At 59.1% G+C, this 15401-nt stretch carries 14 protein-coding genes and 1 pseudogene; 8 read left to right on the top strand and 7 right to left on the bottom strand.

The window, feature by feature from the left end:
- Positions 1–127: 127 nt before the first annotated feature.
- The 4 genes from OIU37_RS33675 to traC all read right to left on the bottom strand — a co-directional run bounded on the left by OIU37_RS33675 (position 128) and on the right by traC (position 3048).
- Positions 128–433 carry a thermonuclease family protein gene (locus OIU37_RS33675; protein WP_372353433.1) on the bottom strand — a complete coding sequence of 102 codons (306 nt, stop codon included), beginning with the start codon at positions 431–433 and terminating at the stop codon, positions 128–130.
- 189 nt (positions 434–622) lie between these two features.
- Positions 623–2545, bottom strand: coding sequence for a Ti-type conjugative transfer system protein TraG (traG, locus tag OIU37_RS33670; protein ID WP_264260005.1), 1923 nt, complete (start codon positions 2543–2545; stop codon positions 623–625).
- Positions 2532–2747, bottom strand: a complete 216-nt coding sequence (gene traD, locus OIU37_RS33665; protein WP_264260004.1) for a type IV conjugative transfer system coupling protein TraD — start codon at positions 2745–2747, stop codon at positions 2532–2534. The genes traG and traD overlap by 14 nt, the downstream gene beginning before the upstream one ends.
- 4 nt (positions 2748–2751) lie before the next feature.
- Positions 2752–3048, bottom strand: coding sequence for a conjugal transfer protein TraC (gene traC, locus OIU37_RS33660; protein WP_264260003.1), 297 nt, complete (start codon positions 3046–3048; stop codon positions 2752–2754).
- Positions 3049–3298: 250 nt separating this feature from the next.
- On the opposite strand from traC, the gene traA reads away from it, so the two are divergent.
- The 8 genes and pseudogenes from traA to OIU37_RS33620 all read left to right on the top strand — a co-directional run bounded on the left by traA (position 3299) and on the right by OIU37_RS33620 (position 12888).
- On the top strand, positions 3299–6625 hold the full coding sequence (gene traA / locus OIU37_RS33655; protein ID WP_264260002.1) for a Ti-type conjugative transfer relaxase TraA: 3327 nt from the start codon (positions 3299–3301) through the stop codon (positions 6623–6625).
- 8 nt (positions 6626–6633) lie between these two features.
- Positions 6634–7188 (top strand): conjugative transfer signal peptidase TraF, encoded by a 555-nt coding sequence (gene traF, locus OIU37_RS33650; RefSeq protein WP_264260105.1) that lies wholly within the window; start codon positions 6634–6636, stop codon positions 7186–7188.
- Complete coding sequence (locus tag OIU37_RS33645) at positions 7178–8347, top strand: conjugal transfer protein TraB (RefSeq protein WP_264260001.1); 1170 nt, start codon at positions 7178–7180, stop codon at positions 8345–8347. The genes traF and OIU37_RS33645 overlap by 11 nt, the downstream gene beginning before the upstream one ends.
- Positions 8348–8363: 16 nt before the next feature.
- Positions 8364–8978: a TraH family protein gene (locus OIU37_RS33640; protein ID WP_264260000.1), complete on the top strand. Its 615-nt coding sequence runs from the start codon at positions 8364–8366 to the stop codon at positions 8976–8978.
- Positions 8979–9312: 334 nt separating this feature from the next.
- Positions 9313–9627: a transcriptional repressor TraM gene (locus OIU37_RS33635; RefSeq protein ID WP_264259999.1), complete on the top strand. Its 315-nt coding sequence runs from the start codon at positions 9313–9315 to the stop codon at positions 9625–9627.
- 869 nt (positions 9628–10496) lie between these two features.
- Positions 10497–10880, top strand: a complete 384-nt coding sequence (locus OIU37_RS33630) for a transposase (RefSeq protein ID WP_025393257.1) — start codon at positions 10497–10499, stop codon at positions 10878–10880.
- Positions 10877–11230, top strand: coding sequence for an IS66 family insertion sequence element accessory protein TnpB (gene tnpB / locus OIU37_RS33625; RefSeq protein WP_077979902.1), 354 nt, complete (start codon positions 10877–10879; stop codon positions 11228–11230). The genes OIU37_RS33630 and tnpB overlap by 4 nt, the downstream gene beginning before the upstream one ends.
- Before the next feature lie 69 nt (positions 11231–11299).
- Positions 11300–12888, top strand: a pseudogene (locus tag OIU37_RS33620) (IS66 family transposase).
- Here OIU37_RS33620 and OIU37_RS33615 read toward each other — a convergent pair.
- The 3 genes from OIU37_RS33615 to OIU37_RS33605 all read right to left on the bottom strand — a co-directional run bounded on the left by OIU37_RS33615 (position 12885) and on the right by OIU37_RS33605 (position 15367).
- Complete coding sequence (locus OIU37_RS33615; protein ID WP_051449384.1) at positions 12885–13328, bottom strand: hypothetical protein; 444 nt, start codon at positions 13326–13328, stop codon at positions 12885–12887. The pseudogene OIU37_RS33620 and the gene OIU37_RS33615 sit on opposite strands and share 4 nt — an antisense overlap.
- Positions 13329–13544: 216 nt before the next feature.
- Positions 13545–14267, bottom strand: a complete 723-nt coding sequence (locus OIU37_RS33610) for an autoinducer binding domain-containing protein (RefSeq protein ID WP_264259998.1) — start codon at positions 14265–14267, stop codon at positions 13545–13547.
- A gap of 29 nt (positions 14268–14296) precedes the next feature.
- Positions 14297–15367, bottom strand: a complete 1071-nt coding sequence (locus tag OIU37_RS33605) for a LacI family DNA-binding transcriptional regulator (protein WP_264259997.1) — start codon at positions 15365–15367, stop codon at positions 14297–14299.
- Positions 15368–15401 lie beyond the last annotated feature (34 nt).

Genomic DNA, 15401 nt, shown 5'->3' with positions numbered 1-15401 from the left:
CATCCCATCAGGGAAGGGCAAGCCCCTCCCTCAAACACCCTCCCATGGGGAAAGGGGACGGTTCCCTCCTCCCTTTCCCCAAACCCCTATCCCTCTCCCGTGCACGAAGATGAATGTTGAACAGCAGTCAGCCGGCGCACCAGCCGAACGCAGGGCCATCCCAGCGCCGCGCCATTCCTTCCTCCACAAGCTTCAAGCCCAGGGATTTCCCGGAACGCCACACCGCCCTCAACTTGCGCCCATACCGGTCTTCATCCCGCCATCCCGCCGTCAGAGAAAATCTGTCTTCATTCAGCAATACGAGCAAGCGATCCCGCGCTTTTTCACCGACCTGTTTTTTTGCTGGGCATTCCGGCCTGGAAATCTCGGGCGCATCGATATCGGCGATGCGGATTTTTTCGCCGCGGAACCAGAACGTATCGCCGTCGACCACGCAATTCGACCGGACCGGACCGTCGCAAAGCCTGAACCTGGCCAAAGATCGTCCCTGTAAAATGCGGGGGCAATGTGGCCATCCTGTCGGGTTCACCCGGGCCTGGACGACCGAATCGCTCATCCAGCCCCGGCCAACCGACACCGGTGACGAGGATTGCCGCGACGATCAGTGGTTTCCGCATGGCCGTCATCCTTTTCTAGCCCGGTGGTACCGGTTTTCGCCGACGCATGACTTCATCTCATCGCGCCGGAACCAGATCGCCCGGCCGCAGCGCAATGGTGCGTTTCCGGCAGTGAAGACGATCTGCTCGTCGGCACGCATGCGCAGCACTTCATGCGGTTGAATCAACGGCCGGGCAGCGAGCTGTTTTGAACGTGTGCGCGACGATCCTCTCGACTGGAAACTCCGGCTAATCTGGTCGACCTCCACGGTCGTGGTGCCGCAACGCCGCGAGATATATTCCGCCGTTTCCGGATCATTGATTGCTGCGAACGAAATCCAGCTGGCGCTTTCGAACCATTTACTGGCGGCGTCGCGACCGCCATAGGTCTCGCGCATCTGACCGATCGACTGATAAATCATCGTGAGCGAGATACCGTATTTGCGACCCGCGTCTCGTGCCGTCTCCAGAATCCGCATATAGCCCAGACGGGCAACCTCATCGAGCAGGAAAAGCGCGCGTCCCTTCATCGCGCCATTGCGATTATAGATGGCGTTCAGGAAAGAGCCGATGATGACGCGCGCCAGGCCTGAATGCGTCTCGAGTGTCTTGAGATCGATGTCGATGAACACGTCGGTCTCGCCGGCGGCGAGCGCGTCGGTGGAGAAGCTCGATCCCGAGACCAGCGCCGCATAATTGGCATAAGACAGCCAGTGCGTCTCCTTGATGGCATTTGCATAAACTCCGGAGAACGTCTCCGGTGTCATATTCACGAAGGCGGCGACATTCTCCTTTACGAAGTCAGATCCGGAATTATCGTAGATGTCTTGCAGGCGCTGGCGGAGCTTCGGTTCCGGTTCCGACAGGTTCGCCCGGACCTGACGGAGTGTCTGGTCCTTTTTTTCCGTATGTCCGGACAGGCAGACATCCGCGATCATGGCTGTGAGTAACTGCAGGCCGGACGCCCGGAAGAAATCGTCCCGCACACCTGTCGCACGCCCGCTGTCACTCATGATCCACGAGGCGACGGCCGCTATGTCCTCTTCCTTCGAACTGACGAACTTGCCGATCCAGTCGAGCGCGTTGAAACCGACCGCCGGCTGCTTTGGATCGAGAACATGAATATCGCGCGCCGACTCGGCGCGATGCGCCATCACCATCGGCGCGACCTCGTTGGACGGATCAAGCACGATGAGCGTACCGCCCCATTTGAGCGCTGTCGGGATCGTCACGGAGGTGGTCTTGAAACCGCCGGACCCGGCAAACACGATGCCGTGGGACGAACCGAACGAACCGTCAAAGCACAGCAGTGGCGCTCTGCCGCCGTGGCCCCACGTCTGCGCACTGTCGGCCCGGAATGACTGCGCTGCAACGCTGTCGCGGTCGACGCGGTAGCCTTCGCCTATAACGATACCACCCGCTTCAGGAAAAAGACTTTGCGCTTCCATCGCCGTCATCCAGTCGGCCTCTCCATGGACCGCCCGTTTGCCACGAATGCGTCGTGGCTCTGCTCTGGCAAAGGCCGCGTTGCCCCTGATTGCAACCTTCAAGCCGAAGCATCCCGCCGCCAGTACAATTCCCGCTCCGACCGCCGTCGCCGGATCCAGATACGAAAACACCGATCGACCTGCCGGCACCTGTCCGGAGAGAGCGATCAGGCGCACGGCCTCACGCATCACGGCGATCAGCATTGTCGCTACACTGCCCGCACAAACGCCCATGCCCGCGAACTTGATTCCGATCGAACCCGCAGCCGCAAAGAGGAAGAGCACGCCGCTGGCGGCGGCAACGACGAAGGGCAGGGCGATGCCCGCCCGTCCAAGCATGAGCTTCGTTTCCTGCGTTTTCCCGAAGGCGGCGAGCCAATACTCGATCCCCGTCATGCCGATGACGACCAGGATCATCAGCAGGATCGGGGCGGCGAAAAGTGCAACTCTATTCGCCATCATCGCCGAACGCCTCCGCGCCTACGGTCACAAGACGTTTGCGTTCCGCCTCATCCCCCTTGATCCGACGGCTGAGTTCGATCAGTGCTCCGAGCAGCAGGGCACGTTGCTCATAGCGCAAACCCGCCTTTACGATCAGGCCGCCGAGTTCAATCTTTTCCCGCGTATCCTTCTTGCGGGCATCGGACGCCTTTGCTCTCGACATCCGCTCAAGCCTCACTATGGCCGCCCGCTGTCGCGCCAGCCGCGACCGCCGAGGACTGCCCGCGGCCCGGGCCCTCGCCCCCATCGCTTTTCCCTCCGGTAGAACCGGCCTTGCCTGCGCGAAACCGTTTTGCCACGCCATCGAACGCTGCCTGCAGCTCCGTCTCGTCGATCTCGATCTCTCCGAGCCCGGCTTTCAGGGCAATGCGACCGATGCGCTCGGCTTCCCGCGTTTCCGCAGCCTTGAGCTGCTCCTGGAGTTTGGCGATTTCGTCCCGAATTTTCGAGGATGGCTTCTTCATTCCGGATGGTCCTTGTCTGCCGTTTCATCTGTGAACGGCATCAGATTCCACCAGATCGGGGTGCCGATCTACTGCCAGAAATGCGAGTTGGCGCAGCCAACGCCTTTAGCCATCATCCCGGCCGTTCGCAAGAACGGTTTCCAAGGGCGCAATTATACGTCGCTGATGCGACGCTTTGCTTGTCACCCCTGGCGGGGCCGGCCCTTGCGACGAACCCTTTGATTTCGTTCGCACCTGGAGCATCAACGTCGTGGCCGTCCCTCATTTCTCCGTCAGCATCGTTGCCCGCGGTTCCGGCCGCAGCGCCGTGCTGTCGGCGGCCTACCGCCATTGCGCCAAAATGGACTACGAGCGGGAAGCCAGGACAATCGACTATCGCGCCAAGCAGGGCCCGCTGCATGAGGAGTTCGTGATCCCGGCCGACGCACCCCGATGGCTGCGGGCGATGATCGCCGATCGTTCGGTTTCGGGAGCATCGGAAGCCTTCTGGAACAAGGTCGAAGCCTTTGAAAAGCGCTCTGATGCGCAACTCGCCAAGGATGTCACGATCGCTCTGCCCATCGAACTTTCCTTCGAGCAGAACATTGCACTCGTCCGGGAGTTCGTCGCCCGCCACATCACCTCGAACGGTATGGTGGCGGACTGGGTTTACCACGATGCGCCGGGCAATCCGCACATCCATCTGATGACGACTTTAAGGCCGCTGACCGAAGACGGTTTCGGGCCGAAGAAGGTCGCTCTGGCGGGTCCTGACGGCAACCCGATGAGGAACAATGCCGGCAGGATCGTCTACGAAGTCTGGGCAGGAACAGCCGACGACTTCAACGCCTTTCGCGAAGGCTGGTTCGCCTGCCAGAACAGACATCTGGCGCTGGCCGGTCTCGACATCAACATCGATGGCCGCTCCTTCGAAAAGCAGGGCATCGAACTCGTCCCGACCATCCATCTCGGCGTCGGCACCAAGGCGATAGAGCGGAAATCGCAAGAGCATGCAAAGACGCAGGAAGGGTGGTCTCCAGAACTCGAACGGCTCCTGCTGCAGGAGGAGCGCCGCTCCGAAAATGTCCGCCGCATCCAGCATCGCCCGGAGATCGTCCTCGACCTGATCACCCGGGAAAAGAGCGTCTTCGACGAACGCGACGTGGCGAAGATCCTGCACCGCTATGTCGACGATCCCGGTCTGTTCCGGAGCCTGATGGCAAGGATCCTTCAGAGCCCCGAAACCCTTCGCCTCGAGCGCGAGCACATCGCGTTCGCCACGGGAGTGCGAGCCCCTGCGAAGTTCACGACACGGCACCTCATCAGGCTTGAATCAGAAATGGCGCAGCGGGCGATCTGGCTTGCCGGCCGTTCCTCGCACGGCGTTCGCGAAGCCGTCTTGGAAAGCACCTTCCTGCGCCATTCGCGGCTTTCGGAGGAACAGCGAACCGCCATCGCCCGCGTCGCAGGGGAGGGGCAGATTGCGGCCGTGGTCGGCCGCGCCGGCGCCGGCAAGACAACGATGATGAAGGCCGCACGCGAGGCCTGGGAGGCGGCCGGTTATCGTGTCGTCGGCGGCGCTCTGGCCGGCAAGGCCGCCGAGGGTCTTGAAAAGGATGCCGGCATCCTGTCGCGAACGCTGTCATCCTGGGAGCTTCGCTGGAACGAGGGTCGCAATCAGCTCGATGAAAAGACCGTCTTTGTCTTGGACGAGGCCGGAATGGTGTCGTCGCGGCAGATGGCACTTTTTGTCGAAGCCGTCACAAGGGCCGGCGCCAAGTTCGTGCTTGTCGGCGATCCGCAACAGCTGCAGCCGATCGAGGCGGGTGCCGCCTTCCGGGCGATTGCCGATCGGATCGGCTACGCCGAACTCGAAACCATCTATCGCCAGCGTGAGCAGTGGATGCGCGATGCCTCCATCGATCTCGCTCGCGGCAATATCGCCAGGGCGGTCGATGCCTATCGCGCCCGTGGATCTGTGAACGGTTCGGACCTGAAGGCGCAGGCAATGGAAAACCTGATCGCCGACTGGGACCGTGACGACGATCCGCAGAAGACCAGTCTGATCCTAGCGCACCTGCGCCGCGACGTCCGCGCGCTGAACGAGATGGCCCGCGCCAAACGCGTCGCACGCGGTCTCATCGAAGAAGGCTTTGCGTTCAAGACAGAGGACGGAAACCGCAAGTTCGCGACAGGCGACCAGATCGTGTTCCTCAGGAACGAGGTTTCGCTCGGCGTCAAGAACGGTATGCTCGGCACGGTCGTCAAAGCTGCTCCAAGCCGTATCGTTGCCGAGATCGGCGAAAGAGAACACCGGGGCCAGGTGACGGTCGAAGAGCGGTTCTATCCCGATATCGACCACGGCTACGCGACGACCATCCACAAATCCCAGGGCATGACCGTCCACCGTGTAAAGGTGCTCGCTTCCCTGTCGCTCGACCGGCATCTCACCTACGTCGCAATGACCCGACATCGCGACGATCTCGCCGTCTATTACGGCCGCCGTTCCTTCGCGAAAGCCGGTGGCCTGATCCCTATCCTGGCACGCAAGAACGCCAAGGAAACGACCCTCGATTACGCCAGGGGCCCGCTCTATGCCCAGGCGTTGCGCTTCGCTGACGCCCGTGGCCTGCACCTCGTGAATGTCGCCCGCACCCTTGTCCGGGATCGCCTCGAATGGACGGTCAGGCAAAAGCAAAAGCTGGCCGGTCTCGGTGCTCGTCTCGCTGCCATCGGCGGTAGGATCGGCCTTATCGCAAGTGCGAAAAAATCTCCCTACCATGACCCCAACAAGGAGGAAAAGCCAATGGTATCAGGCATCGTCACGTTCCCCAAATCCATCGATCAGGCCGTCCAGGAGAGGCTCGAAGCCGAGCCTACGCTGAAGAACCAGTGGGAAAATATCTCGAGCCGCTTCCATCTCGTTTATGCGCAGCCCGAGACCGCTTTCAAGGCCATGAACGTCGACGTCATGCTGACGGACAAGTCTCTTGCAAAGGACACGATCGCGCGGATCGCAAGTGAGCCGGAGAGCTTTGGCGGGTTAAAAGGCAAGAGGGGCTTCTTCGCCACGAGCGCCGACAAAAAGGACCGCGAGCGTGCGCTCGTCAATGCGCCGGCGCTCAGCCGGAACCTTGCGAACTATCTGCGCCAGCGCGAGGAGGTCGAACGCCGGTATCACGCAGATGAACTGGCGGTCCGCACCAAGGTTTCGATCGAAATTCCCGCACTATCGCCGAGTGCGAAACAAACGCTCGAACGCGTTCGTGACGCGATCGACCGCAACGATCTGCCGGCCGGTCTCGAATATGCCCTGGCCGATAAAATGGTGAAGGCCGAACTGGAGGGTTTCGCCAGGGCGATCTCCGAGCGGTTCGGCGAACGCACGTTTCTGCCACTGGCGGCAAGGGAGGCCGGCGGCGAGACGTTCAACAAGATTACCGGCACCATGCCCGCGGGCCAGAAGGCGGAGATCCATAAAGCCTGGGACATGATGCGCACGGTGCAGCAGCTCGCGGCCCATGAACGCACGAGCGAGGCAATGAAACAAGCCGAGACCCTGCGCCAGACACAGAGCAAGGGGCTGTCCCTGAAATGACCACCGGTATGTGTTCGATTCCGACGATACGCCGTTCGCGATGGAGGGTCGTGGCGCTCCTCATTTCCACCGGCGCTGTCGCCTGCGGCATTATAGCGATCGGCGGGTTCTGCGGCTATCGCGTCAATGTCACGCCGAGCGAGCCGCTGGGGCTATGGCGCATCATACCGCTCGATCGTCCGGTTGCGACCGGCGATCTCGTCTTCATCTGCCCGCCGGAAACGGACGAGATGCGGCAGGCGAGGGAGCGTGGATATCTGCGTCGGGGACTATGCGCCGACGGTTATGCACCGCTCGTCAAAACGATCGTTGCCGTTTCAGGTCAGCAGGTCGAAATCGGGTCCTCCGTAAAGATCGACGGCCGGGAACTTGCGAACTCGCGCCTGGTGATGACGGACGGCAAGGGACGGCCCTTGGTTCCTTTTTCCGGAGGCATCGTGCCTGCAGGAAGCGTGTTTCTCCATTCCTCCTTCTCCGGCTCCTGGGATTCCCGTTATTTCGGGCCGATCCCGGCATCCGGTATTCTCGGCCTGGCACAAGCGGTGCTGACCTATGCGCCGTGATCTTGCACGAAATGCCGCCTTGATTGCTGGCGCGGTCGCCACCGGGTGGATCGGCTGGAGTGGCGAGCCGCGACTATTGCCGGTATCGCTGCTCTTCCCACTGATCTGGTCGAAGGCGCCGTCCCGAGCGGTCACGGTTCTCGTCGCTATGGGCTATTTCCTGGCAGCATCGCGCGGTCTGCCGCTGGGCATTGTGAATTTCTACGGCTCGAATGGCTATGAGGGCTATCTCCTCTGGATCATCTCCGCATCCGGTTTCGTCTCCGCACATACGATCTGCTGGGAAGGCCGTTCGGAACGCCGCCGGCTCCTTGGTTTTGCCGTTGCGACAGTCGTCACGATCCTGCCGCCGGTGGGCATTGCCGGCTGGGCAAATCCGCTCACTGCGGCAGGGATTTTATTTCCCGGATGGGGATGGTCCGGGCTTATCGTCACTGGGGCTGGCATGCTGTTCCTCGTGACAAAGCGATGGCCGATCGCGGCGGTAGCCATCGGAGGCCTGACGCTCTGGTCCGCCGCCGGGTGGACACCGCCGAATGTGCCCGCGGGGTGGACCGGCAGCGATACGCAATTTGGCCAGGCGCTCGGTCGCGGTTTCAATCTCTCTCTTCAGCGAGACCTAACTCGATCCGTTCATGAAGCCTCGGCCAGGTCTGGTGCGGACATGATCGTCCTTCCCGAAAGCGCATTCGGCTTCTGGACTCCGACAATCGAGCAGCTCTGGCAGCAGGAACTCGCCGGCTCGAATACGACCGTCGTTGGGGGGGCAGCCGTCGTGACAAGACATGGCTACGACAATGTCGTCATCGCCGTGAAGGCCGATGGCGCTTCTATCGTCTATCGCCAGAGGATGCCGGTCCCCGTGTCGATGTGGCAGCCATGGCGGGAATGGTCCGGGCAGTCAGGCGGCGCCAGCGCCGGTTTCTTCAACGATCCAGTCGTGGAGATCGCCGGCCATCGCGTCACCGTCCTCGTCTGTTACGAGCAACTGATCGCCTGGCCGGTTCTACAGTCCATGCTTCACAGGCCCGACGCTATCATCGCGATCGGCAATGGCTGGTGGACGAAGGGAACGTCGATCGTCGCCGTCCAGCGCGCCAGCGTGTTCGCCTGGGGCCGCCTGTTCGACATACCTCTTGTCCTATCCTTCAATACTTGAGCCTTCGGGAGATCCTATGCTCGACGCTATCCTCATCCAGCAATGCGCCGATCCGTCTGTGCCGCCGGCCATCATCGAACAGTTCATCGAGGTCGCAGGGTCGCCAGATCCTTTGGCCGTGACCGTCAAATCCGGTGGCAGGCTCATTCTTGTGCCGAAGGCGAAAACCCCGGAAGAAGCGATGGAGACTGTCCGCGTTCACATCGGCCATGCTGTCGTCCGCGTCGGACTGACGCAGTTTCCAGCGGGCGTTGGGATCAAAGATGCCTCTGAGTTGAAGCCAACACTGGTCGATGCCTGTGAGAACCTCCGTATGGGTACGAGGATGTTCGCCAAGATCATGCGGATCGTGGCCAGATGGTATGGTGATCCAAAAGACAAGAGCGTCCTGCCGCAGGTGTTCGACGACGCCGTTCATGCCTGGAAGACGGGTGAATTCGAGGGAACGGCGGTTTTTCAAGCGCCTGATCCGGGCACCGGTTGGCGGATTGGTGGCGGTTCCGCGCTGGCCGAAGAAATGCAAGAGCCGGAGAGCGATGCCCAAGAGGCCCCGAACGAGCGATTGGATCCTGAAGCGGATATCGGCCAGTCCGGGATCCGCATCGACTTGTCGCGGATCGGTGGAAATTGACGAAGCAGGCCAGCCGAATTTGACAACTCTCCCCACGCAACACACTCAAGATCGAGTTCTCGGGCTAGTGTTCTGCCGGGAGTTTCCCTATAAAGCGAGATGAGGCGGCACGTACCGCCTTGGGGCGTAGAAACCTCGAACACAGCGGCCGATATCGGCCGAAACGATATCGGATCCTCTGGCTATTCGGCCGGGGGCCTGTGACGTATGTCCAGGCACTCGTGCTAAAGGTCTCAGGGGCCGACTGTGTTCGGTTTTTCTAACCCCCGGCTTGGGGTCAAAGGATAGTTTGCGGGGACGGACCGCGGACGCATTTATTGTGGTGGATGGAGTGGTGAACAAAGCTGATGAAAACGCAGTGTCCCAGAACAAACTCGTATTAAGGCCTCTGATCGGGCTGATGCGCGGCCAGGCTCCCGAAGAGATCGAGCATTTCGTCATTGATGAAATAAAAAAGCACCGCCGTCTTCGCGACGACGCTGTGCGACTGGAAAAATCACTTGAGGAGGCAAAAGAGTGCACTCAGCTTGACGCGCGCCGGGCCTATATTACTGCGATGATCGCGGTTCATGCGCAACAGACCGTCGTTTCCACTCTCCTTGATATTCTTGGGTATATTCCGAACGGCGCCGAGGAAAGCGTTCACTGAGCGATCAGACCAGCCAGTGCTTTCGCTTGACGCGTCGCGGGCAAATGATCGACTGTGTCCGAAACTCATGCCGATGGTCTAAAGAATGAAAGGCGTGAGACTATAGGTCGATTGGATCGACAGATTTTAAGCATCACGGTTGTGCTGTCGCACTGGGATTTCTCGTAGCACGTTCCCTTCAGCTGGAATTTCGGCTGATCGGTTGGCTCTCACTGGCGGTTGTGTTTGCCATCATGCGATGGTGGTGGAGTGACCATCAATACCGCCCTGCTCGGACTGAAGATCTGATGATGTGCATAGCTGCAACTGCCGTCGGCGCCGCGGTCGGAGAAGGAATATGGTTTGAGTTATTCGCGCAGGTGTAGCGCGATGACGGAGTATCAAAGCGGGCTCGCTTTGTTCGAGCTTGAACGCGACTGCGGATTGAAAACGACAGACCCGCTGCATCCCGAGCCGCCCGGTTAAAGTGCCAACTGCTGCTCCAAACCTCCGGAGAATAGCCGATAATTCGTCTCACGGCTCAGTCTCACCAGTTGACGACCCGATGATAAGCCTCACGCGTCGCAAAAGCCGATCGGGCCACCACCAATCCTTCAGACGTTCTGATGACGGCGGTCGAGAGGGACGCGCAGTACCTTGCGATACATGCGGCGGTCGTCAGCCATCCAGATAACCGACCTCGATCCATGCGTGCCTGAAACGGAAACACCAAATAAAGTATTGTAAAACAAATAGTTGAGTAAAATCGCGTAAGATGCCTTATGGAACTGACGGATCCGTTAACAGTAACCGGTGTTCTGACCCCACATTGTCTGCTGTCGCCTGATCTGTAATCGACCTTCCATGGATGAGCTAAAAGGAGTTTCTCCATGGAGACTACACTGGAGTTTCTCACAACCGGGAAGCCTGGACGTGAGGTTCACCGACATTGGCCTGATAAGGTCAAGGCGAAGATTGTTTCGGAAAGCTTGAGGCCTGGCACGACTGTCAATGAAGTTGCGCAGCGCTATGGATTGCGAGCCAACAGCCTTTCCACTTGGCGAACGATGGCGCGGCAGGGCAAGCTGATTCTGCCAGAGCCGGAGGATGCAGTAGAGTTCGCGACGGTCATCGTCGATCCGCCTGTTTCGGAACCGCCGCCTAAAACGGTTGGTCGCCCCGAGATCGTCCTCGGTCCCGTCACCATCCGTCTTGAGGAAGGTGCGTCTGCCGCCCGGATCGCCGCCATCGCGCGTGCCTTGGCCACGCCATGATCTTTCCATCGAACCGAGTGCGGATCATGGTGGCAACAAAGCCGGTCGACTTCCGCAAGGGTCATGACGGGTTGTCGGCGCTGGTGAAGAACGAGTTGCACAAGGACCCATTCACCGGAACGGTCTTCGTGTTCCGGTCACGCAAGGCGGACCGGTTGAAGCTGATCTACTGGGATGGCTCCGGGATCGTCATGGCCTACAAAAGGCTGGAACAGCACACGTTCACTTGGCCAGGGATCAAGGATGGATTGATGACGCTCACTCACGCCCAGTTCGAAGCGCTGTTTGCGGGTCTCGATTGGCGGCGGGTTCATGCCGTCCAGACGAGAACCCCGGAGACCATCGAATAGCTGCGGCACGATGACTCAGAACTGTAAATTCCAAAGGCAAATCGGCGGGGGATTTGGTAGGTTTCGGCCATGCTTGATGCCGCCGATCTTCCCGATGATGTTGCTGCTCTGAAGGCGATGCTGATCGCGGCGCAAGCACGCGAGGCAGCCAAGGACTTCGCGATAGCGAGCAAGGACGAGCACATCGCTCGTAAGGACGAGCGGATAGAGCGGCTCGAGAAGCTGGTTGCAGCATTCAAGCAGGCAGCCTTCGGACGCAAGTCCGAGAAGACCGATCCCGACCAGTTCGATCTGGCACTGGAAGACCTGGAGACGGCGATGGCTTCCATCCATGCCGAGGATGAAGCGGACGCTCCCACTGGAGACAGGATTGCCAAGCCACGCGCGATCAATCGCGGCTCCCTTCCAAAGCATCTTCCGCGTGTCGAAGAGGTGATCGAGCCGGACAGCCTGATCTGCGGCTGCGGCGGTTGCCTGCATTACATTGGCGAGGATGCCTCCGAACGACTGGACGTGATCCCAGCACAGTTCCGTGTCATCGTCACCCGTCGCTCCAAATATGCGTGCCGTGCTTGCACAGACGGTGTCGTTCAGGCTCCGGCTCCATCACGGCTGATCCAGGCGGGGCTGCCGACGGAAGCGACCGTCGCCCATGTCTTGGTTTCCAAATATGCCGATCATCTGCCGCTTTATCGGCAGGCGCAGATCATGGGCCGCCAGGGCATCGATCTCGACCGCTCAACACTTGCCGACTGGGTCGGTCGGGCAGCCTATGAACTGCGGCCTGTCTTCGATGCGTTGATTGCCAACCTGAAGCGCTCGACCAAGCTGTTCATGGACGAGACCCGTGCACCGGTGCTCGATCCCGGCTCCCGCAAAACCAAGACCGGATACTTCTGGGCTCTTGCGCGAGATGACCGCCCTTGGAATGGCGGCGCTCCACCAGGCGTGGCCTTCACCTACGCTCCCGGTGCGGCGGGCTTCATGCCGAACGTATATTGCAGGGCTTCTCCGGCATCCTGCAGGTGGATGGCTATGCCGGATACAACAGACTGATTGCACCAGACCGTATTGGTCCAGACATCCGCCTTGCCTATTGCTGGGCCCACGCCCGTCGCAAGCTGGTTGAGATCACCCGCAATGGAACAGCACCGATTGCCGAGGACGGCGTCAGGCGGATCGGTGAGCTGTATCGGATCGAGGCCGAACTGCGCGGCCATGATCCGGACACTCGACTTGCTGGACGGCAGGAACGATCAATGCCACTGGTCGCCGACATGCAGGCGTGGCTCGTCCATCACCGCGCTCGCGTCGCGACCAAATCCCCGCTTGGCGAGGCTTTGGCCTACATCGCCAAATACTGGGATGGTTTGAAGCTCTTCCTGACCGACGGCCGCATCGAGATCGACAACAACAGTGTCGAGCGGACCATCCGGCCAATAGCCTTGAACAGGAAGAATGCTCTCTTCGCCGGGCACGACGCCGGGGCCGAGAGCTGGGCGGCCGTCGCCTCGCTGATCGAGACCTGCAAGCTCAATGCCGTCGAGCCGTTTGCGTATCTGACGAGTATCCTCACCGCCATCGTGAACGGCCACAAGCAAAGCCAGATCGCCGACCTATTGCCGTGGAATTGGATGAACAAAGCAGCCCAAGTTTAGCGGCCTTTTTGGTTGGAAGGGCCGAATCTATCTGTTCTCCGCAGCTCAATGACGGGGTCATGAGGCCGAACAGTTATGGTGCGCTCGCTCCGGTAAGTCCTGCCGAGATCAGAAACAATTTCAATTTCGCAAGCGACCTTGGCTGGGGCAACGATGGAAACCTTGATGGTTGCATTCGCGAGCCACACCTGCGGCATCGAATTGGCCTCCATCATTCGCAGAACCGCGCCTCGATAATACTTCTCTGACGCAGCGATGACGCGATTGTCAGGAGCCTCAGTCGCGTCCCTCAGCGTGAGCTGAAGTTGGCTTTCGCCTAGACGTTCGAGGAGCGCAACGTACTGGCCCAAGGACCAATAACCATCGTGATCGTTGTACCGGCTAACAAACGTTCCGAGGATGTCGTGGCAAATCCCGTTAAACTGGTTTCTTCTGGACATCTGAAATCTGAATCTCTTGCCGCGAACAGAGCATATAGGAGCAATTCCCGATAGCAACGGCTCTGGCTCAAGACAATGTGGGTCTGAAACATCGGTTACCGTTAACATGTATTATATCCACTTATATCCACGAACTCGCGCAACTGCGCGTCGATCTGACGGTGGTTATCACTCGCTCGTTAGCTGGCAAGATTCCGGATAGCGAGGCCTCGGCGATCAGATGAGCCCGAGCTCTTTCGCCCTGGCAGTCGCCTGTGGAAGGGTGGTTACACCGAGGGCGGCCTTCGCGTTGCGGATGAAAAAGCAGACGTTCGAATAGGTCGTGTTCTCGATGATCGCGATTGCCTTCATCGGCTTGCCCTCCGCCGACCATCGAAGGCATGTTAACTCTTCCACCTTCAACTGAACTTCGAAATTGGGATTCGGGGAAACCCGCATCCGTTCGATGCGCGCGTGCATTTGGCCGACGGCCGCAGCAGCGAGAACCGGGTTGAGTTCTTGCCGCTCGGCAAAGCCAGCATCCTCGCAAGCGAGCGTCAGCATGGCCATCCACCCGAAACCAGTACTGATCGGAATCGATATTCCGGAGCGGATGCCAAACTCGGCAGCTTCACCGAAGAATGCCTTGTGCTTCTTGGTCATGCGACTCGATATCTCGTTTGACCAAGCGAACGCCTCCATGTTCTGACGGGCCTTTGAGACCACAGGGTCAATTAACGCAAAGCGTTGCTTGAAGTAGCGGCGCTGCCATTCCTTATTATAATTGGAGATCGCGGTTCGAGCGTCTTCTTGCAAGCTAAGATAGGCAAAAAACTGAAAGCCGGCTCCGGTTGTCAGCTTCTCGAGGGTCGCCTGCACGGCCGCTTCATCGTGCGATAATGCAACTTGTTCGGTCAGTCGTTCAAACCAATGATTCATCTTTGTCGTAGCTATCTTCATGGCTTACCTCAGCGGACCTCGTGCGGCATTTATTGAGCTGGTATCGACGTTTGATCAATTTGGCCTCCACAACTCTCTCGGATTATGAGTTGGTGATCTACAATGACGCTTTTTGGCTTAAAGCTCGAAGCCTTTAAGTTTTTCAACAGCATCTGGGCACCCAATTCCCCCATTTTGTGTCTGGGCGTTCGAATTGTAGTTAGCGCAGGATCATAAACTCCGGCGAATGGGATGTCGTCGAAGCCGACGAACGCGATATCGTGTGGCACCCGGAGACCTTGACTGCGGGCATAACGTATCGCGCCCATCGCCATCTCGTCGCTCGCACAGACTACTGCAGCGGGAGCTTTTCCGCCGCGCATTAGCTTTTCCATGGCCTCCCGGCCAGCATCGATATTGAACCGCTCGCCCGCTTCGATCCGGAGGTGAGCTGAAAGGCCAGCTTTCTCCATCGCAACCTGATAGCCAGTGATCCGAGCTAAAAACGTTGGGCTTTCCTTTGGGCCGCCGAGGTGAGCGATATCCGTGTAACCTAGCCCTACCAGGTGTAGGACGGCAGTTTCAATAGCTTTCATATTGTCGATATTGACGTAAGGAATTTCAGGTTCGTTGATCGCCCGTGAAACGGCCACGATCCTTTTTTCGAACCCGGAATAGGAACGTAGAACTTCCGGGATACGTCCGGTCAGCAGAATGACGCCGTCCGCGGCTCCATTGAGGAGCTGTCGAGCAAGAGCATCTTCTCTCACTTTGTCGTACTGGGTGCTACCTATAATGACGCTGATGCCGTCTTTCTGGAGGGTTTCTTCAATCCCTAAAATGACTTCCGGAAAAAATGTGGCGGCGATATTTGGCAGCAGAATTAGAACCTGGCCTGCCATTTGGTTTCGAAGCATACGGGCGCCATGGTTCACCACGTATCCGTTTTCTTCGACGATTTTGCGTATGCGCTCTTTGGTCTCATCTGTAACCCGGGATGAGTCCGCAAGTGCGCGACTAACAGTGGACACATCGACACCCGCAAGGCGAGCAATGTCAACCATTGTAAGTCGATTCGCGCGAGATTGCCCCGGTCGAACATTTTCAAGAAGTGGTGACACCAGGCCTTCCTTTCAGGGTTAGCCGCTGTTGAGA

It is taken from the genome of Rhizobium sp. BT-226, from assembly GCF_025847085.2.
GTDB lineage: Bacteria > Pseudomonadota > Alphaproteobacteria > Rhizobiales > Rhizobiaceae > Rhizobium > Rhizobium sophorae.
The sequence above is the reverse complement of the archived record's forward strand: the minus strand, read 5'-3'. Positions and strand labels throughout refer to the sequence as shown.